The following is an 18,629-nucleotide window of genomic DNA, read 5'->3' on the forward strand; positions in this document are numbered from 1 at the left end:
TATTAAACATACGGAGGATGAACATTGATGAAGAATTTCACATGGAAGTGGCAGGATACGCTTATTGTCATTCTCGGGTTCCTCTCACTGGGCTATGCGCTGGTGAATTACGGCAGGCTGCCGGATCAGCTTCCCGCCCAATTCAGTCTTACCGGCAAGGTCAACACTTACTGGAGCAAGGGTTCGGTTATTGCTTTGTTCTCTTTTATGGGATTGATTTTTCCTTTGGCGATACAGTTTATACGTAATATTGATCCCAAGGGAGAGAATTATAATAAGTTCCAGGGGGCTTACAAAATGGGCCGTCTCACCATTGCCGTCATATGTGATGCCGCCCTTGTGCTGTCGGTGAGCTACGGGCTGGATGAGCATTTCGCCGCCGCGAAGTGGGCTACTGTAAGTGTGGGACTGCTGCTGGCTGTAATCGGGAATTTCCTGCCGCAGATCAGGGATAATTATTTCACGGGAATCCGCACGCCCTGGACGCTGCATGACCCTGCCGTATGGCGGAGAACCCACCGCTTCTCCGGGAGGATGTGGGTGAGCGGCGGTCTGCTAATTGCGCTTGCGGCCTTCATGCCCGTTACGCTGTCGATCAGCATGATCATCACTGCTCTGGTAATCATGATTATTCTGCCTATTGTGTACTCTTGGCTGATCTCACGGCGGGTTAAAGTCTGAGATTAGTCCGGGGATGGCTAGAAACTGTGGCTTGGGTGATGGGCGACGGCGGCAGTCCTAGTACAGCGTCAATTAAATTTATGGATTGGGTCAGTAAAGCGATAACACCTACTATTGTGTTCGGTTTTCCGCATACATTGGGCCCAAGGACTGCACTCTTTTAGTCCTTCAGGCCTCATCATGCCCACCCACTATTTTTAATCTGATGCGCTACTAGCACAGTGTCAGGTTTAAAAGGGTGGATAAGCTTGTTAAACTCCACCCCGAAATCTAACGGAACGGAGAGACCTTATCCCCACGAAAACGCCACTTTTTGCAGCGTAACGGACTCAGGCGGCCTTATTGTCTCCCTACGAGACGTTTTGGAGCCGAAGTGTAAAGGATAAGGCCCATGGAGTCCGTCACTCGCCCAGTTGGCAACTTTCTTCCCAAATAAGAGCACCTCAGTCCGTTACGCTAAGCCAAACGCCCCTGAAGAACAATCCCCGCTTGGAAAAGATGTAATTTGAAGGGTAATTGCTTCTTCTCCACTATTTTAAATCTGATGAGGTACTAGGATGAAGCTGCAGTCATTATGCTGATATGTTCACCACCTCAGATCAAGCTCCGGTTCCAATATGAGGCGCGTCTTATCTATTACTGGAGCTGAGGGCCGCCTGGGACTGTAAATGTGTTAACTGAAAGTAGATCCCTGCACTCTGCGGAAGCAGGGTGAAGTTGCGGTCATTGTGCTGCGGTCCTCTGTCCTGCTCCTTGGCGGTCAGCAGGCTGTACTGCCGCAGCAGCTCTAGTCCCGCCGCCGCGCTGTCCGCCGCTATACGTCTGTCTCCCTCTGCCAAGCTGCGTTCCCCCATCTCAAGCATTCCTCTTAAAGCAGCAAGCCTTCTGGCAGCATTAAAGTGATCCGTCTCTTGACTGCGGCGGACCCAGTATAACGCTTCTCCAGGATCACTGCCCCGCAGATAACTTGCCGCAAGCTCCCCGTGCAGGGCAACGTCCCCCGGAGAGAATGACAGGCTTCGCAGGAGCAGATCAACCCCCTGCTTCTGTGGAAGCAGCCGCGATAACGCAACCGCAGTCTGCGGCTCTCTCGGATTCCAGCTCAGTGATTGCTGCAGCAGCGTAATTCTTACGGCAGGATCACTCTCCCTGACCGCCTGCTTGAATAGGGCGGCCCCCTTCATGGCCTGGAAGGAAAGACTGCTGCATAGAAGGGTCAGCCCGCAGAGAACGGTTATGCCTGCGTATCTCCATAATCGGCGAAGCCGGTTCTTTCGCTGGCCAGCCGGCTTGCTGCGCCGCCAACGGGAGTCATGCAGAACTGTAGGGACAGCCGTCCTAGCGGTCCGGCTGTTTGCTTCGGCAATTGCCCAAGCGGGCAGCAGGAGCAGCAGCAAACAGACCAGTCCATAGCTCCAGTCGAAATCGGCTGCGCTATGCAGAATAATCACCAGCAGAGGCGGAAGCAGCCTTGGTGATGCCTTGAATACCAGCCCTCCTGCGGCCAAGAGCAACAGGAGGACCGCAGCCAGACCCGCCATCCCGAGGTTCAGCAGGATGTCGAGGTAACCGCTGTGCACCTGGCTGCCCACGTAGGGGCGGGACTGAGCGGCCAGGTACGTATGCCGCCAGGTCTCGCCCCCGCTCCCCAGCCAGGGCGCTTCTGCCGCGAGCTTCCAGGCGTCGCGGTAGAACAGCCCGCGCGCGCGGCGGCCGTCGGTGACGGCCCGGTGATCCGCGCGCGTACCAGCAGCAGGATGGCGCTGGCCGCCGCCGTCCAGCCCGCCGCCGCCAGCGCCAGCACGGCGGCGCGGTGTCCGCCCGCCGCACGGCAGCTGCGGCGGTGCAGCCACAGGCCGGCTAGCCACGCGCCGGCCCAAAGCCCGGCCAGCAGCAGCAGGCCGGGCAGGGGCTCTGCCGCCAGCCCGGAGCGGGCCAGCTGGCGGTAGAGCAGCGCCGCCGCGGCAACGGGGGCGGCGCCGGTGATTAGAAGCGGCACGAACAGTTGCCGCTTCAGGAGAAGGGCTGCGGCACCGGCGGCAGCCGCAGCCAGCCATGCGCCGCGCGACTCGCTGAGCAGCAGCGCGGCGGCGTACGGGAAGAGCGGCAGCAGGCGCGCCGCTCTTAGCCAATACAAAGCGGACCAGGTTCTGGTCCGCTCCCAATTGATGCCTGCATCTCCTGTACCTACCTCACCCTCTCCACTGACACACATAGGCTCAGCATTATTGCCCGCACCCGTGCCTTCTGCATCTGCCTCACCCGCTCTGCTGACACACATAGGCTCAGCATTATTGCCCGCCCCCGCGCCTTCTGCACCTACCTCACCCGCTCCACCGACACACATACGCTCAGCATTATTGCCCGCACCCGTACCTTCTGTACCTGCCTCACACGCTCCCCTGACACCCGAACGCTCAGCATTATTGCCTGCACCCGCACCTTCTGCCCCTACCTCACCCGCTCCACTGACACTCGCACGCACCGCACTGCTGCCTGCACCTCCCTTATCTACTCCGCCTACAGCCACGCCTCCAAACGCACCGTTCTTCTCCCCATCCGCTGCTTTCCCAGAACCTCCAGACCCGAAGCTATAAGCGGCAGCAAACAGCCGTTCCAGCAGATACACCGCCATCACCGCACCAAAGGCATTCGGATACTGAAGCAGCCCGGCCAGCCTCGCACCAGTGGCACTGACCCCGGGCGACTCAGTGTATGCCACCGCATAAGGAATCGGCAGACCTCCGCAGACCGCCAAAAGGGCCGACAAACTAATAGTGATTCCAAGCAGATGCCACACTGCTGCAAGAAGAGTTACTCCCCGGCGGGTTCGCGCCGCCAGCAAAGCGAATGTCACAAAGCTAGTGTAGAAGCCCCAGCGCAGCATTTCATTGAGTGTTCCTTGTGCGGATACGGGGCTGCCCAGTGCCTGGATAGCATACAAGAGACAGATTAGCACACAAGCGCTGAGTAACCCCCAGACAGCCAGCCCCCTCCCTCCACCTATACTGCCAGCCAACTCCCGAATATGCTTTCTACGTTCAGGCTGCTCCTCTACTTGCGCGCCCCTACCAGCCGCCATATAGATAACTACCAATCCCAGCAAGACTCCGCACAAGCCAAACCACACCGTCAGGAACAAATACATTTCCCCGGTGAAAAAGAACCCTCTCAGCACACACGCCGCCGTCCCCGCTGCTAATAACGCCAACCCGCAAACCAAAGTAACCAACCAATCACTTTGCCGTTCATTCCTGTTCACCCGCATCCTAAATCTCCTATTGCTCATGATGCTTAACAGTCTGCCCATATTTACCGGAAAACAGAAGAGCAGCTGATCCACCCGAGTAAGCTCAAATGCACAAATGAAGAGCACTTGTGCACCTCATTCCACCAAAAATAGCTCGAACACGCAATTGAAGAGCACTTATGCACCTGATCACACCCAAACGCAGCTTACACGCTCAATTGAAGAGCACTTGTACACCTGATTCCACCAAAAGTAACTCGAACACGCAATTGAACAGCACTTGTGCACCTCATTCCACCCAAAGTGGCCCTCCGCCAATTCTGGAACACTATTGTCTCTCAAAAGCTATCTATAACCATCATCCTGCCTACTCACCTTCGCGTCAGCACAAATTGTGTTCGGTTTTTCACATACAGCCCCGAACCCGCAAAAAAACAGCCGCCCCCATCAGGAAGCGGCCGGCCGGTCTGTCATACCCTAAACTATTCAACACATGAATTAAACTTCCGTACTGCCGGCGGGCAGCAGGTCGGAGCAGACGCGTTCCAGGTAAGGCTTGGCACCGAGGAAATCGCGGAATGCGGTGTATTCACGCCATTTGGCAGCCCGGTCACCGCTGTCGCTGCGGACGGCACGGATCAGGATGTTCTTCGGGGTGTGCTCCATATCGATGAATTCCAGCAGCTGGCTGCGGTATCCCATCAGGTCCAGCAGCTTCGCCCGGATCGCATCGGTGGCGAGCGCCGAGAACCGCTCCTTCAGGATGCCGTGTGACAGCAGCGGATTCAGCACCTCGCTCTCTACCTGCGCGAACAGCTCATGCTGGCAGCAGGGCACCGAGAGGATCACCGATGCGCCCCAGCGTACGGCCTTCTCCAGTGCAGCATCGGTGGCGGTATCACAAGCATGCAGCGTGACCACCATGTCCACCTGATCCAGCTCATTATAGTCGGCGATATCGCCCACCAGGAACTTCAGCCGGTCATAACCCAGCCTGGCAGCCAGTGCATCGCAGTGCGCAATGACATCCGCCTTAAGGTCAAGGCCGACAATATTCAGCTCCCGCTGCTCGCGGACCGCGAGATAATGGTACAGGGCGAAGGTCAAATAAGACTTGCCGCAGCCAAAATCCACAATCGTCAGCGGCCGGCCTGCCGGCAGATCGCCCAGCACATCCTGAACCATCTCCAGGAACCGGTTGATCTGGCGGAACTTATCATATTTCTTGGCCAGCACCTTGCCTTCGCTGTTCATAATACCAAGCTCGACCAGAAACGGCACCGGCTCCCCCTCATCCAGCACATACTGCTTCCGGCGGTTATGGGCCAGATCCGGCGCTTCCTGCTTGCTGGCTGATTTGGTCAGAATAGATACCTTGTATTTCTTGCTGATCAGCACCTGATAGTCGGCACCGGCAGTACACAGCAGACCTTGGCGGAAGGTGTCCCTCAGCAAAGAGAGCATCTCTTCAGCGGCATCCTCTGCGGGAATGTTGCGGTGTATGGCCTTAGGGCCGATGTAATAGGCAAACTGATAATGCAGCTTCCCTTTTAGCTCAACAGGCTTAACCTGTACTTTATTGTAGGCGGCATCGCCCTTGCTGCGCAGCTGGCTTAGTGTAGCCGTAATCAGAGTGCGGCCGGTTATCACTTGCTCGATCAATTCCTTCAACGCTTCCAAATGGGTACATCTCACTTTCGGGTTTATAAAATAGAGCACGTTGTCTCCTGAATATCGTTACATTATAGCATTAACCGTGAGCTTGCTCCATTCTTCCCTGCCCTGCTGCACTTCCTCCAGAGGAAGACTGCCCTGGGCTAACTGCTCCGGACTTAACAGCAGCAGCCGTTCATACAGCTCTCTGCCTTCCTCCGCTACATTCTCCCCCTGCTCCCAGAGCCGGTAGAGACTGTTCTCCGCCTTGGCGTAATGTCCCCGGGATTCGTGGTAAGCCATCAAGAGGCATTCGGTCTTGGCGGGAAGGCGGTACGGCTCCACTTCCTCCAGCAGCTCATTTATCTCTTCTGTCATGTTCAGCAGCTCACGGTCCGCGCCATGAAGATCGGCATAAATGAATAAATGCAGGGCACGCATCGCCCTGAACAGGGCCGCATCCCGATCTCCTTTGGCCGCGTAAATCCCGCCTTCCTCCTTCAGCAGCCGGGCTACTCCTTGCAGCTTGTCGGCCTCCAGCACGCCTCCGAGACGAAACATATCAATAATATCCTCTACGGACAACGAATTGAGCAGACGCGAATTCAGGCGAAAATGCCGCATCAGCAGCTCATCCACTTCCCACAGAGCTTCCGTTGTTTTTTTATCCTGCTTCAGGGTCATTACTTTGGCGACCATAGCTGTCATATCCTCAATCATCCGTACAATATAATCCCTCCGGAACATACCCGTGCTCCTTTCGTTACGCAGTTGCTTCTCTTCTGTATCCTATGCTTGCTGTTGGACTCATCGTGAACTACCATCCACCTAAGAGGTGGCGGCTTCTTGGTCAATGAAGCTACTGCTCCAAGTTTACCCAAGCTCAAAGGCTAGTCCCTAGCCCAATCATTGCCATATCACATGGCTAGTTTGAGTAGGTTTTGAGCAGCGTTTACATCGCGATCATGATGCACGTTACATTCTGGACAAGTCCACTCTCGCAAGGCGAGATTCTTCACCTCTGCGTTCTTATAACCGCAACAGGAGCAAAGCTGACTGCTTGCATAGTGCTTAGGGGCAATAATAAGTTCTCTGCCATACCATTGAGCCTTATATTCAAGCATCGAACGGAACATACTCCAAGATACCTCGCTAATCGCTTTTGCAAGTTTGTGATTCTGCATCATATTCTTTACACGTAAGTCTTCCATCACGATGACTTGGTTTTCGTTTATCATTTTGGCAGACGTTTTATGCAAGAAGTCTTTACGCTGATTCGCTATTTTTTCATGTAACTTGGCAGCTTTCAGCCTAGCCTTATGACGGTTATGGCTTCCCTTCTTCTTCCGCGATACATCCTTTTGCAGCTTCGCTAATCGCTTTTCAGACGTACGCAAGTATTTAGGATTGGATATGATTTCGCCATTTGAAGTCACAGCAAAGTCTTTCAGCCCAAGATCAACGCCAATCTTCGTATGCATTTTGGGCAACTGGACGATATCCGTTTCAACCAATACGGAAGCATAATACTTTCCCGTTGGTGTTTTTGAAATCGTGCATGATTTGATCAGTCCCACGAATGGGCGGTGCAGCTTGATTTTAATGCCCGTTTTTTGCTTTGGAATCTTAAGATATCCATCCTCTATAGCCACGGTTCCATTTTGGTTATTCGTTGTGAAGCGATGATTACTCGTCTTCTTGCTCTTGAATTTAGGAAATCCCGTTTTCTGGTCCCGAAAAAAATTCTGATAAGCCTTGTCTAAATTCAGTTGTGCATTCGCTAAGGCAAGGCTATCGACTTCTTTCAGCCAGTCGAATTCCTTTTTGTATTGTGCGGGTGTATTCCTCAGCATCGTTTCCGTTTGCTTGTAATGTTCAATTTTATCTGCAAGCATTCTGTTGTAGATGAAGCGAACGCATCCGAACACTTTAGCGAAGTAGTGTTGTTGCCCATGGCTAGGATAGATACGGTATTTGTAGGCTTTCAGCAATGGCGATCACCCTTTCACCCCTTGGGTTTCGATGTATTTTTGAATGACGTCTATTGGCGCTTCACCCGTGGTAAGCAAGCAATAGGAGCGTGACCAAAAGGCCTCTTTCCAAAGTGATGTTCGGAGGGTAGGAAACTCCTTCTTGATCAACCTAGATGATGCACTTTTATAAGCGTTGAGAAATTTAGAAATGTCGGTATTAGGATGAGCTTTCATTAGGATATGAACGTGATCCCTGTCATGATTCCATTCCTGCAAAGTCACATTGTAAGTAGGCTGAATGGATGCAAATATCTCTTTCAGACGTTCGGATATGGGATCTGTAATGACTTTCCTACGATACTTGATGACTAGAATAAGGTGGAAGTGAAGGGAGAACACTGAATGGTTATTCGAGTCTAATTTCATTAATTTCACTGACCTTTCCAAGATACGACTGAATACTTTAATTATAGCATCTTAGGCGGTTAGAAACCATGTAGATTAGACCGTTTCCATTCATCCCCCACTTAAAGAAGATGGGAGAATTCTGTCAACTGAGGGTTAAACCATTCGTCTCTCCGGCGCCACTGTGCGGAGTTAAGTCTTGACCACACTATAATGATGAACTATAATTCAGTTACCCAATCTGTATTACAGATTGAACTATTTAGCAGATTGGAATTGGATACAGACTGTATACATGTTAATACGGACCCTACATAGGAGGTTTATTGATGACCAAGCCAACCGGCAACACGCAAGACTCCATCACAGCAGCCGTTTCAGGTCAACCGGATCTGCAGTCAAGCAACCGGATTTTGAACGTTACGCCGGAACAGGATAAGCTGCTGGAGAGCGCCTTACGGATTAAGATTATGCACACGCTGTCGGCAGAGCCGCTTACATCCAAGCAGGTTGCGGAGAAGCTGAACAAGACTCCGGGTAATATTCACTACCATATCGTCAAGCTCTATGAGGGCGGTCTGCTGGAGCTTGTCCGTACAGAAGCCTCAGGAGGAATCATCCAGAAATTTTACCGTTCCAAAGGTACGATGTTCCACTCGGAGGCGCTTCGCAGCCTTCACTTCCGCGAAGAAGACCAGACCCGGCATTTCAATACCAGACTTACTCTCTCTCCTCAGGAGCTTGCGGAATTCCACCAGGAGCTGCTGGAGCTGATTACCGCCTGGGAGTCCAAGGTAACGGAAGGTGACGAATACGGTGTGGAAGTGATGCTGGGCCGTCTGCAGTCTGCCGATTCTGCTGCGCAGCCGGAAGAGGAGGCACATTAATAGATGAGCACCGCTGGCCCTTCCGGACAACCGAAGCATCATCCGCTTGAGGGCTTCGCCGCCCCTTTCCGGCAATCCCGCGCCTTTCCTTACCTGTGGCTGGGACATTTAGTTTCTTTTTTAGGCAGCTCGGTAACCATGGTTATCCTGCCTGTCCTGGTCTATTCCCTGACCGGCTCCACCACCATTATGGGGATGGTCATGGCCGCCTACATGCTGCCTAATGTAATCATGCTGCCGGTATCCGGACATATTGTCGACCGCTACGACCGTGTACGGATTATGATGCTGGCCGATATTGCCCGGTTCATCGTTATGATTACGACTGCTGTGCTGTCCTTGACCGGAGTGCTGAGCATTCCGTTGCTCTATGGACTAGTTGCCTGTTACGGCCTGCTGGACGGCTTATTCCAGCCCGCCTACGCTGCCGTCCGCGCTACCGTATTCACTCCGGATATCCGCGTAGCAGCGAATTCTTTAACTCAGATCACAACCCAGTCCGTGCGGCTGATCGGTCCCGCGTTAGGGGGACTGCTGATTACCCACCTGTCCGCGGGCATCGGCTTCGGAATTGATGCCTTCACCTATCTTATCTCCCTCCTCTGCCTGGTCTATCTGCGCAGAGCGATGATGACCCGGCTGCAGGCTGCCGCCACTGAGACTGACATCCCGGCTAAGCCTGCTGCCGGGACCTCTCCCGCTCCGCACTGGAGGCAGGATTTCGCCGAAGGAATACATGTTCTGCGCAGCCAGCCCTGGCTCTGGATTACAATTCTCGCCTTCTGCTTCGTCAATATATGTTATACGGGCGTAATCAGCGTCCTTCTTCCCTGGCTGTTCAAGGTCCATCACGGCTGGCCTCCTTATCTCTATGGCCTGGCCGTTACGTTCTCCGGTGTCGGGGCCATAGCGGCCGGCCTGCTGTACGGCCTGCGGCCGAAATGGAATCACCGCGGCATCCTGGCTTACGGCGGCGCACTGATCAGCGGGGCTGCTCTGCTGCTGCTCCCGTTCGCAGGCACTCCGGCAGCAGCTGTCACCTTATTTGCCGTAGAAGGCTTCGGACTAATGATCTTCGGGCTGATCTGGGAGATCAGCCTTCAGGAGCTTGTTCCGAAGGAAGCCTTCGGACGGGTAGCCAGTCTGGATATGTTCGGGTCCTTCGCCCTGCTGCCGGTCGGATATATCTTAGTCGGCTGGCTGGCCGACCAGATCGGAGGAGTGCCGACCATTATTATTTTTTCCGGCCTGGGCCTCTCCTGTGTTGCCCTGGTGCTGTGCGTTCCGGCTATCCGTAAGTTTCAATAAAATCCTTAGACAGCAAACAGAAGGCAGCACCCGCCGGAGAGCGGAAGTGCTGCCTTCTGTCCCTATTGCCTGATGTAATTTACTTCTGCACAGGGGCCTGAACGAAATCCTTAATAATCTTCGCCAATTGCTCCGGTGCTTCAAACATACCCATGTGGCCTACACCCGGCAACGTCACCTTGGTGATATTCCGGTTGTCTGAGGTGAACGTCCGCTCCGGCGTCACCTTCGAATCCTCAGCTCCGGCAACGAGAAGCACCGGCAGCGCCGTTGCCGAGATCACATCTCGGCGGTCCGGGCGCTCACGCATCGCCAAGGACGCGCCAACCGCGCCTTGCGGCGGAGTCTTGTAGCCGATCTCCTTGGCCCTTTCCAGCAGCCGGGGCTCCGCTCCAGGAGCAAACAGTCCAGGCACCAGCTGATCCACAAAAGCAAAAATGCCTTCGCTCTGGATCATGGTGACGCTCTTCAGCCGGTTCTCCTTGGCTTCTTCACTGTCGGGATAGCCCGAGGAATGAATCAGCCCGAAGCCCTTCAACCGGGAGGCATGGCGCTGGGCAAACGACAGGGTAATATAGCCTCCGAGCGAATGTCCCAGCAGATAACATTCCTGAATCTCCAAGGCATTCAGCAGCGACAGCACATCATCAGCCATCTGCTCGATGGTATAGGCTCCAAGCGGAGCATCGGAAGCCCCGTGCCCGCGCAGATCCGGGGCAATGACCCGGTAATGGGCAGTCAGGCTTGGAATCACCTTTTCCCAGTACTCGGCACTCCCGCAGAATCCATGCAGCAGTACGATTACATCCCCTTTGCCTTGATCACTGTAGCAAATGTTGCTTCCCTCGCATCGAACATTTTCCATGGCTGCTTACCCTCTTTCTATGTAGTGGTCTATATTAATAAGCTAGAACAGGCTGATTTGAAACGCTCTCAATCCGTAAGTCCGAATCCCTGGGCGGCTGCCTTGGCAATCTGGTCGGCCATAACCATTACCCGGTAGAGCGGGGTAGTCTGGATGGTCCGGTAAGGACGCGGACTGTTCACATCAACGATCGCGGCCAGACTGTAATTCCCTACAGCAGGCAGGAGTCCTCCTACCGATTCTGCCGGACGCAGCGGCTGCGCTGCCGCAAAGTAACAGCCCAGTGCGGCCGGCGGTCCAAGGCAGGCATCGACAGCGACAATAATGTGCCCTTCCGGAATCTCTGTTATCCGCTGAACCAGATTATCCGCATCACAGGGCGCCGGAAGCGTACCCGTTACATTCGGAAATCCGTACTCCAGCAGGCGGCTTCCCGTCAGCGGCCCCAGTGCATCTCCGGTGGAGCGGTCTGTTCCGATACAGAGGAAGGTCAGCTGCTCAGCGGAATACTCGTCTGCGATCCCGCGGAAGAAAGCCGCCAGTCCCCCGGCATCCATTTTACGCCGTTTTCTGCTCTCTTCTTCTCTGATGGCCAAAGACTCTCTCCCCCTTGCTAAGCAGCCAGTTATATTTACCTTTAATTTAACATGTTTGCGTGATCTGGACAAAAAAATGGTCATCCCCTGCCCAAACATGATAAGATATTTGAACTATACCAGTTCACATTCTATATTACTCAGGGAGGATGGTTATACTCAATGGATTTGTCAAAACCAAGCCAGGAGAACGTTGAATATATGATTGAAGGCATCAAAAGCAAGCTGAAAATGGCCAGTGCCGCTGCAATGCAGGCGTCCGCCTTTTCGGTGGAGCAGTATGAGGATATCCAGGATATTTATGAGGTTGCGATGGGCAGTGACCGGCTCAGTATCTCCCAGGTGGAAGCGCTCGTCTCAGAGCTTGGCCGCCTGCGTAAGAAATAGCACCAGCAGTTCGTATACAATATAAAGCCCTTCAGCTTCATTGTCCGTAAGACGGGACGTTGAAGCTGAAGGGCTTTTGTATACTCCAATAATAATCTTACTGTCATGCTCCGGCCTGCTACGGGAGATCAATCAGAATGAATTCTGCATCTCCTGAGCTGCTTATGCCTTTGAGCGTAAGCTCGCAGCTCTTGCGGATACGCGCCGCATCCCCCTGCTGGAGCTGGAATACACCGTCCGCGCATGATATCTCCAGATTCCCGGAAATGACATACAGATGAGTTCGCCGCTCCTCCTGCTGGGGATAGCGCAGCTCCCGGTTCGTCTGCAGAACAGACAAGTAGATGTTAACATCATTGTCCAGCTGCAGCGAGCCTTGAGTCCCTTCCCCTGAAGCAATAGGCAGCAGGTGGTTGAGCTTAAGCTCGGCCGGATAGAACCGGGCATCCCATTTCGGGGTCTTACCGGGCCGGTCGGGCAACAGCCAGATCTGCAGGAACCGGACATCCACATGGTCTGACGGATTCGTCTCCGAATGGTTAATGCCTGTTCCTGCGCTCATCAGCTGCACGCTGCCTGCCTGCAGATCTGCATGATTCCCCAGATCATCCTGATGCTTCAGCACACCGGATACCACATAAGTGATAATCTCCAGATCATGATGCGGGTGCTCATGCATGCCTTGCTCCGGCTTCAATTCATTGTCGTTATGCGCCAGCAGTGCGCCGAAATGGGCGTTGCTGGGATCATCATAATCGGCAAACGAGAAGCTGAATTCACTGTGTATCCATTCTCTATTCGAAGTATGACGCTCGGCTGCTGTAACTACTTTTATCATAATGTTGCACCTCCATAGATGTTGGAATCTTATCAATATCCTAAACAGGGGAATGAATGCTCTTCAATATGGGATGTATAGATGCGCTATGATTAACTATTTCTTACCCCCTTCCCTTCGAGATCAATCAAACTTGTAAAGCCGCATATTCACCGAATTAGGTATGAAAAAACACCTTTTCGGCTGTGATGCTCCCTTATGCTCCGGCAATCTTTGCCAAGCTATTCCGCTGTTTCAGCACATAGCCCAAAGTGTATATACGAAGTAAGAACATTCAGGCTCACCTGAATTTGAATAACAATTCTGATAAGGAGTGATTGATAATGAATAAAGCAGAGAAGGAATATCCGGTAGAAAGCGGCGGCACATTCTTAAAAGGGATCTTCATCGGCGGACTCTTGGGAGCGGCGGCAGCATTGCTATTCGCACCGAAGCCTGGACGCGAGATGCGCAGTGACCTGTCCGATAAGCTCACAGTAGCTACGGATAAGACAAAAGAGGTTGCGGGAGCAGTAACTGACAAGACCAAGACGATTGCTACGACCGTAGGTGAAAAAGCTACAGACCTGGCAGGCACCGTATCGGCCAAGGCCTCCGATATCTTCACCACCGTCAGTGACAGCAAGCAACAAATTGCAGCTACTCTGGCGGAAACCGGCAAAAAGATTGGCGAAACGGTAAGCGATGCCTCCAAGGACATCACGGGCAGCGTTAAGGACGCCTCCCAGGACATAGCGGTTGAAGCCAAGGATACCTCCCAAGAGGTTGCCGACAAGGCGAAAGACGCTTCCAAGGAAATCGCAGGCGCAGCGAAGGATGCCAAGGACGAAGTTAAATCCTCTTATTAATCCCGGATGTTCAGGCTGATTATACATTGAAGGGAGCGGCCAGATCTTCCGTAGCTGGCCGCTCCCTATTTATGCATGTCTTATATCTCAATAAAGCCTGATTCAGGCTACAGAAAGCAGGTACGCCTTATGGGAGAAGCGGACAACAGAACCAAAGCTTATGACGTAGATGAGCATCCCTTCGAGCTGCGGCATGAGGTAAAACGCTTGAATGCGAGGCTCGACAAGATCGCCGACTCACTGGAGAAATCCGAGTTCAAGGATATCCTGGAGAACTATACAGACCCCAAGAAGCGGATTATCACCAACCTGATGGCCGGGATCTCCAGAGGCCTGGGCCTCTCACTCGGTACCTTTGTCATTCTTGGTATCCTTGGCTATATCCTCAGTTTGTTTCTCAATGTACCGGTTATCGGGGAATATCTTGGAGAAATCAAAAAGTATATAGATGCTAACTAAACACATTTCCCGCGCATCCCTCCTGCAGCCTACTCTACCGCGAATAGACTGCAGGAGGGATGTTGCTCTTTAACCCCACAAAGTGGGGCTCTAGCGTAGGTGATGACTCAGGTACTTGGCGGGGACCCCAAAACATATAAATTCTTATCTACCCAAAAAAGGGCAGGCTCTATCCCTTACGGGATGGAACCTGCCCTGATAAATATAATGACCTTGATCCTTAATAGGATGAATTAGCCATGATCTGCTTCAGCTTCTCAGTGGCCCGCTTCTGGATGCGGGATACGCTCATCTGCGAGACACCCAGCTTCTGGGCAATGGCCCGCTGGGATTGGCCATCCTGGAAGGCCAGCAGCAGCACCTGCTGCTCCTGCTCCTTCAGTTGTCCGAGCGCCTGCTGGAGATCCATACGCTTCTCCACTGTCTCGTAGTCATTCGCATCGGAGCTGATCAATTCACCGAGTGTGGCCCCACTCTCTTCCTGGGAGAGCGGTGAATCCAGGGAGACATAATGATAACATTCTCTGCCGGCCAGTACTTCCACAGTTTCCTCTACGGTGAGATCCAGATAGTGGGCAATCTCTTCAACCGCCGGAGAACGTTCGAGCCGAATGGTCAATTCATCAATGGCCTGCTGAACAAGCGCGCCCTTTTCCTTAATCCGCCGTGGAACCTGTATGTACCAGGATTTATCACGCAGGTAGTTTTTCATATGTCCAATCATGCTCTTCATCGCATACGGCTCGAAGGGAATCCCCAAGCTGATGTCGTATTGCGCTAGCAGCCGGATCAGCGCCATTTGCCCTACCTGATACAGATCCTCATAGAGATCCGGACGGTTACGGGCAATTTTGCCGGCTGCCATCTTTACCATAGGTTCATATTTGCGGATGAGCACTGTTGCGATTTCATTGTCTTTCGTCTGCTGGTATTCCCAGATCAGGCTTACTGCTTCATTCATGGACTCTGGGGGAGTCACTTTGTCATTCATACTTTCTCCTCGCTGAAATTGAGCCGTTTAGTCAGGGTAACGACTGTCCCTTTCCCTGATTCGCTAACAACGCTAACGTCATCCATCAGCGCCTGCATTAGATAGAAGCCCAGTCCGCCCACTTGAACATCATTCAGCTCCTTGTCATGAAGCGTCAGACGTTCCCCGGACGCATCCAAACCGTCAAAGCTCTCCCCCTCATCTTTGACAGTAATGGATAAGACACTTGATCCTACCTCAAAGATTACATCAACCATACCGTCCGCTTGCCCATAGGCATAGAGCACGGAGTTATTACATGCTTCCGAGACGGCTACCTTCATATCTTCAATGTCTTCATAAGTAAAACCCATTTTGGAGGCAATGCCGTATAAATTAAGTCTGACAATATCGACATATTCTGCACTGGCGGGTAACTGAAGAACTACTCTTTGTATGTCATCACTCATTCTTAGTTCGATCCTTTCCTAGTGGGAATTCTCTTGGGAGGCAAAAAACTTGGAAATGCCGGTCATGTCAAAAAGCTTCTGAATTTGCGGGGGAACTTCAGCAACGGTGAACTTGACGTCCATTCCATGTCTTGCTTTGAGGATCGACAACAGGATTCCGATACCGGTGCTGTCAATATACTTCAGATCCTTCAGATTAATCACGAGATCAAGCCCCGTGTCTCCCACTAGCGGTTCCATCACCAGACGAAAGTCAGGTGCCACAGACAGATCGAGTTCACCTGTCAGATAAACAGTACATACCGAACCAACGGTTTCGGTCTTTGCGTGAAACTTTTCGCTTTTATGTGTATTCATAGACAACTCTCCTGGTTAAATGTTTTCTTTACCAATAACCCTAATAGCCTAGGGTTGAAACAACAAATAGACAATACGGCACTGGTAATTCATGGATCATGCGTTGAAAAGCGAAGTGTTCCGCGCGGTTGCGGGATTATCTCTGCCTGAATATCTGGAGATCATTTGTTTGATGCTGCTTAGCTTGAGCGGCTTGCTGATGTAGCCGTCCATTCCGGCAGCGGTGCAGCGGTCCTGAATCCCCTCCATCACATTCGCAGTCATCGCAATGATCACCGTCTTGTCAGGCGAACCGCTGCTCTCCTCACGGATCAGGGAAGTGGCTTCAAGACCATCCATCACAGGCATCTGCAGGTCCATGAAGATAAAATCGTACTCGGATTGCCGGGCCAGTTCTACAGCCTGGTTCCCGTCCTCAGCAACATCGGCACGATATCCGAGCTTATCCAGCATGCTAACCATAAGGCGCTGATTAATCGGATGGTCATCTACGACCAGCACTTTGCTCCGGCTTGCTTCATCTAGCTCGTCCGCTGTACCGTCCTCTTCCCGGCAGCCGCCTTCCAGCTCTTCCTCCGGCAGGGCAACCTGGATAGTGAATACAAAGGTAGCCCCCTTCTCTTCCATCGACTCTACACGGATATCTCCGCCCATCATGCCCACGAGGGACTTGCAGATGGCGAGGCCGAGGCCTGTGCCTCCGTATTTACGCGTCATGGAGGAATCAAGCTGGGAGAAGGGCTGGAACAGCCGGTCACATTTCTCCGGTGAAATTCCAATGCCTGTATCCTTAACGGTAAATTCTATTACCAGCTTATTATCCGCTGCAGGCAGAAGGGAAGCAACTAAATAAACGCCGCCCTGGTTGGTAAATTTCACCGCATTGGATACGAGGTTGATCAGCACCTGGCGCAGCCGGGCCATATCTCCATAAATCAGCCGCGGCAGCTTCTGGTCGATGAAATAGGCCAGCTCCAGATTTTTTTTGCCGGCTTCCGCCGAGAACAGACTAAATACCTCCTGAACGGTGGTATGCAGCTCGAATAATTGCTCTTCCATTTCCATTTTGCCCGATTCCATCTTGGTGAAATCAAGGATATCGTTAATCACGGTTATTAGTGTGTCCGCACTTTTACGGATAATCTCTGTATATTCCTTCTGCTCAGGAGCAAGCTGGGTCTCCATCAAAAGATCAATCATGCCCACTACACCATTCATCGGCGTGCGGATCTCATGACTCATCATCGCCAGAAATTCGGTCTTGGCCTTAGCCGCGATCTCCGCCTCTTCCTTGGCTTTGATCAGTTCACCGTTCATGCGCTCAAGCTCCAGCGTCTTCTGCTGCAGCTGCATCGCCTGAATCTGCTGCTTCTTGCTGGTCAGATGCATATTCACAAAGCCTTCAATCTTCGACTTCAGAATCTGCGGGATAAACGGTTTGACCATATAATCAATAGCGCCGGCAGAGTACCCTGCGAAGAGATGCTCCGACTCCCTGCTGTTGGCAGAGATGAAGATGATCGGAATATCCTTGGTTTTCTCCCTGGCTTTGATTAACTTGGCGGTTTCGATCCCGTCCATACCCGGCATCTGAACGTCCAGAACAATCACGGCGAATTCATATTTCAACAAGCACCGCAGTGCTTCTTCTCCAGAATTGGCTTTGACAAGCTTGTAATGCTGACTCTCAAGGACAGCTTCGAGTGCCAGCAAATTCTCGGGACGGTCGTCAACCAGCAGTATATGAATCGGTTCCTGAACCCCCATAGGTCCCTCCTTACCCGCTATTTATTTTTGCGGTATATTTTTTCTACCCTGTCCAGCGGCTCATAGCTGTCACTGTAGCGTGTGAAATGAATAGATTCCTTGGAACCGAGGACCAGCACTCCGAACCGGCTGAGGCTCTCATGGAACAAGCCATGCACATGATCGCGGAGCTCGTCGTTGAAGTAGATCATTACATTCCGGCACAGGATCACATTGAATTCGTTGAAGGAAGTGTCCGTTGCCAGATTATGCTCTGCAAAAATGATGTTCTTGCGTAAATACGGCTGCAGAATCACTGAGTTATATTTCGCTGTATAGTATTCCGAGAAGACGCCCGTGCCTCCGGCCTCAAGGTAGTTCTTGGTGTATTGCTTCATCTTGCCGATCTCGTACACGCCTTCTTTGGCCTGCTGCAAGGAACGGGCGTTCATGTCCGTGGCATAAATTCTAGCCTTGTCATATAATCCTTCCTCATGCAGCATAATTGCCATCGAGTAGACCTCTTCGCCTGTCGAGCAGCCGGCATGCCAGATCCGGATATAAGGATAGGTCCGCAGGAGCGGAATGACCTTCTGACGGAAGGTCAGGAAGAGTCCGGGATCACGAAACATCTCTGTCACAGGGATCGAGAGACTATACACGAACCGCTCGAAGCAGGCACGGTCATGCAGCACCTTTTCCTGCAGGGCAGAAATAGTAGGTAAGCTCTCCGCATGGACATGATGCCAGATGCGCCGCTTCAAGGAAGGCAGGGCGTAATTCCTGAAATCATATCCATACAAACGGTGTACTCCGTTCAGAAGCAGCTCAATCTCAATCTGTTCAAGCTCCTGCTTGCTCTCCGGCGGATTCCCCTGACCCTCATATCCGTGCTCCATCGCTGCCATTGTCATCAATACTCCCTTGCCTGCGCCT

General features: G+C 52.5%; 19 protein-coding genes and 1 pseudogene. 6 read left to right on the forward strand and 14 right to left on the reverse strand.

All coding sequences use genetic code 11. The annotated features are described in order from the left end of the window. Positions 1-27 precede the first annotated feature (27 nt). A complete protein-coding gene (locus tag NST69_RS26365) occupies positions 28-681 on the forward strand; it encodes an SdpI family protein (RefSeq protein WP_342547527.1) in 654 nt (217 codons plus the stop codon). A gap of 629 nt (positions 682-1,310) precedes the next feature. On the opposite strand, the gene NST69_RS26370 is transcribed toward NST69_RS26365, so the two are convergent. The 6 genes and pseudogenes from NST69_RS26370 to tnpA form a co-directional block, all read right to left on the reverse strand. Further along, entirely contained in the window at positions 1,311-2,261 is a 951-nt protein-coding gene (locus NST69_RS26370) for a hypothetical protein (protein ID WP_342550249.1), read from the reverse strand. Beyond that, positions 2,262-2,738, reverse strand: a pseudogene (locus NST69_RS26375) (hypothetical protein); the annotation flags it as partial. 1,691 nt (positions 2,739-4,429) lie between these two features. After that, a complete protein-coding gene (locus NST69_RS26380) occupies positions 4,430-5,611 on the reverse strand; it encodes an SAM-dependent methyltransferase (RefSeq protein WP_339311604.1) in 1,182 nt (393 codons plus the stop codon). Positions 5,612-5,668: 57 nt separating this feature from the next. Next, positions 5,669-6,331 (reverse strand): DUF6483 family protein, encoded by a 663-nt coding sequence (locus NST69_RS26385; protein ID WP_339311605.1) that lies wholly within the window; start codon positions 6,329-6,331, stop codon positions 5,669-5,671. 170 nt (positions 6,332-6,501) lie between these two features. Beyond that, on the reverse strand, positions 6,502-7,575 hold the full coding sequence (tnpB, locus tag NST69_RS26390) for an IS200/IS605 family element RNA-guided endonuclease TnpB (RefSeq protein ID WP_339311606.1): 1,074 nt from the start codon (positions 7,573-7,575) through the stop codon (positions 6,502-6,504). A gap of 6 nt (positions 7,576-7,581) precedes the next feature. Next, entirely contained in the window at positions 7,582-7,983 is a 402-nt protein-coding gene (tnpA, locus tag NST69_RS26395; protein ID WP_339314980.1) for an IS200/IS605 family transposase, read from the reverse strand. Positions 7,984-8,291: 308 nt separating this feature from the next. Here tnpA and NST69_RS26400 point away from each other — a divergent pair, with 308 nt between their 5' ends. Together NST69_RS26400 and NST69_RS26405 are read left to right on the forward strand one after the other, a co-directional pair. Beyond that, positions 8,292-8,849 (forward strand): helix-turn-helix domain-containing protein, encoded by a 558-nt coding sequence (locus tag NST69_RS26400; RefSeq protein WP_342547528.1) that lies wholly within the window; start codon positions 8,292-8,294, stop codon positions 8,847-8,849. A 3-nt stretch (positions 8,850-8,852) separates the two neighbouring features. Continuing rightward, positions 8,853-10,157 carry an MFS transporter gene (locus NST69_RS26405; RefSeq protein WP_342547529.1) on the forward strand — a complete coding sequence of 435 codons (1,305 nt, stop codon included), beginning with the start codon at positions 8,853-8,855 and terminating at the stop codon, positions 10,155-10,157. A gap of 79 nt (positions 10,158-10,236) precedes the next feature. Here NST69_RS26405 and NST69_RS26410 read toward each other — a convergent pair whose 3' ends face one another. After that, on the reverse strand, positions 10,237-11,022 hold the full coding sequence (locus tag NST69_RS26410; protein ID WP_342547530.1) for an alpha/beta hydrolase: 786 nt from the start codon (positions 11,020-11,022) through the stop codon (positions 10,237-10,239). Positions 11,023-11,090: 68 nt separating this feature from the next. Beyond that, on the reverse strand, positions 11,091-11,579 hold the full coding sequence (yyaC, locus tag NST69_RS26415) for a spore protease YyaC (RefSeq protein ID WP_342550224.1): 489 nt from the start codon (positions 11,577-11,579) through the stop codon (positions 11,091-11,093). Positions 11,580-11,780: 201 nt separating this feature from the next. On the opposite strand from yyaC, the gene NST69_RS26420 reads away from it, so the two are divergent. Next, positions 11,781-12,005, forward strand: coding sequence for a DUF1128 domain-containing protein (locus NST69_RS26420; RefSeq protein WP_036730289.1), 225 nt, complete (start codon positions 11,781-11,783; stop codon positions 12,003-12,005). A gap of 118 nt (positions 12,006-12,123) precedes the next feature. Here NST69_RS26420 and NST69_RS26425 read toward each other — a convergent pair whose 3' ends face one another. Further along, on the reverse strand, positions 12,124-12,843 hold the full coding sequence (locus NST69_RS26425) for a pirin family protein (protein WP_209876824.1): 720 nt from the start codon (positions 12,841-12,843) through the stop codon (positions 12,124-12,126). 323 nt (positions 12,844-13,166) lie between these two features. Here NST69_RS26425 and NST69_RS26430 point away from each other — a divergent pair, with 323 nt between their 5' ends. Further along, positions 13,167-13,691: a YtxH domain-containing protein gene (locus NST69_RS26430; RefSeq protein WP_209876822.1), complete on the forward strand. Its 525-nt coding sequence runs from the start codon at positions 13,167-13,169 to the stop codon at positions 13,689-13,691. A 129-nt stretch (positions 13,692-13,820) separates the two neighbouring features. Further along, positions 13,821-14,150, forward strand: a complete 330-nt coding sequence (locus NST69_RS26435; protein ID WP_036694977.1) for a DUF5665 domain-containing protein — start codon at positions 13,821-13,823, stop codon at positions 14,148-14,150. Between the two features lie 220 nt (positions 14,151-14,370). On the opposite strand, the gene NST69_RS26440 is transcribed toward NST69_RS26435, so the two are convergent. The 5 genes from NST69_RS26440 to NST69_RS26460 all read right to left on the reverse strand — a co-directional run bounded on the left by NST69_RS26440 (position 14,371) and on the right by NST69_RS26460 (position 18,592). Continuing rightward, positions 14,371-15,141, reverse strand: coding sequence for a sigma-70 family RNA polymerase sigma factor (locus NST69_RS26440; RefSeq protein WP_036730293.1), 771 nt, complete (start codon positions 15,139-15,141; stop codon positions 14,371-14,373). Beyond that, entirely contained in the window at positions 15,138-15,590 is a 453-nt protein-coding gene (gene rsbW / locus NST69_RS26445) for an anti-sigma B factor RsbW (RefSeq protein WP_036730295.1), read from the reverse strand. The genes NST69_RS26440 and rsbW overlap by 4 nt, the downstream gene beginning before the upstream one ends. An 18-nt stretch (positions 15,591-15,608) precedes the next feature. Beyond that, the gene (locus NST69_RS26450; RefSeq protein ID WP_036730297.1) at positions 15,609-15,947 is read right to left on the reverse strand and encodes an STAS domain-containing protein; all 339 of its coding nucleotides are present in this window, start codon (positions 15,945-15,947) and stop codon (positions 15,609-15,611) included. Between the two features lie 96 nt (positions 15,948-16,043). Further along, positions 16,044-17,714, reverse strand: coding sequence for a response regulator (locus tag NST69_RS26455; protein ID WP_340980366.1), 1,671 nt, complete (start codon positions 17,712-17,714; stop codon positions 16,044-16,046). A 17-nt stretch (positions 17,715-17,731) separates the two neighbouring features. Continuing rightward, a complete protein-coding gene (locus tag NST69_RS26460) occupies positions 17,732-18,592 on the reverse strand; it encodes a protein-glutamate O-methyltransferase CheR (RefSeq protein ID WP_235192022.1) in 861 nt (286 codons plus the stop codon). Between the last annotated feature and the right edge of the window lie 37 nt (positions 18,593-18,629).

The organism is Paenibacillus sp. FSL P2-0089, assembly GCF_038595095.1.
Classification (GTDB): domain Bacteria; phylum Bacillota; class Bacilli; order Paenibacillales; family Paenibacillaceae; genus Paenibacillus_AQ; species Paenibacillus_AQ silagei.

Bases quoted from the DNA above. Each gene is read 5' to 3' on its own strand.
- NST69_RS26365 (WP_342547527.1), top strand. From the start codon at position 28: ATGAAGAATTTCACATGGAAGTGGCAGGATACGCTTATTGTCATTCTC.
- NST69_RS26385 (WP_339311605.1), bottom strand. From the start codon at position 6,331: ATGTTCCGGAGGGATTATATTGTACGGATGATTGAGGATATGACAGCT.
- tnpA (WP_339314980.1), bottom strand. From the start codon at position 7,983: ATGAAATTAGACTCGAATAACCATTCAGTGTTCTCCCTTCACTTCCAC.
- NST69_RS26400 (WP_342547528.1), top strand. From the start codon at position 8,292: ATGACCAAGCCAACCGGCAACACGCAAGACTCCATCACAGCAGCCGTT.
- NST69_RS26405 (WP_342547529.1), top strand. From the start codon at position 8,853: ATGAGCACCGCTGGCCCTTCCGGACAACCGAAGCATCATCCGCTTGAG.
- NST69_RS26410 (WP_342547530.1), bottom strand. From the start codon at position 11,022: ATGGAAAATGTTCGATGCGAGGGAAGCAACATTTGCTACAGTGATCAA.
- yyaC (WP_342550224.1), bottom strand. From the start codon at position 11,579: ATGGATGCCGGGGGACTGGCGGCTTTCTTCCGCGGGATCGCAGACGAG.
- NST69_RS26420 (WP_036730289.1), top strand. From the start codon at position 11,781: ATGGATTTGTCAAAACCAAGCCAGGAGAACGTTGAATATATGATTGAA.
- NST69_RS26425 (WP_209876824.1), bottom strand. From the start codon at position 12,843: ATGATAAAAGTAGTTACAGCAGCCGAGCGTCATACTTCGAATAGAGAA.
- NST69_RS26430 (WP_209876822.1), top strand. From the start codon at position 13,167: ATGAATAAAGCAGAGAAGGAATATCCGGTAGAAAGCGGCGGCACATTC.
- NST69_RS26435 (WP_036694977.1), top strand. From the start codon at position 13,821: ATGGGAGAAGCGGACAACAGAACCAAAGCTTATGACGTAGATGAGCAT.
- NST69_RS26440 (WP_036730293.1), bottom strand. From the start codon at position 15,141: ATGAATGACAAAGTGACTCCCCCAGAGTCCATGAATGAAGCAGTAAGC.
- rsbW (WP_036730295.1), bottom strand. From the start codon at position 15,590: ATGAGTGATGACATACAAAGAGTAGTTCTTCAGTTACCCGCCAGTGCA.
- NST69_RS26450 (WP_036730297.1), bottom strand. From the start codon at position 15,947: ATGAATACACATAAAAGCGAAAAGTTTCACGCAAAGACCGAAACCGTT.
- NST69_RS26455 (WP_340980366.1), bottom strand. From the start codon at position 17,714: ATGGGGGTTCAGGAACCGATTCATATACTGCTGGTTGACGACCGTCCC.
- NST69_RS26460 (WP_235192022.1), bottom strand. From the start codon at position 18,592: ATGGAGCACGGATATGAGGGTCAGGGGAATCCGCCGGAGAGCAAGCAG.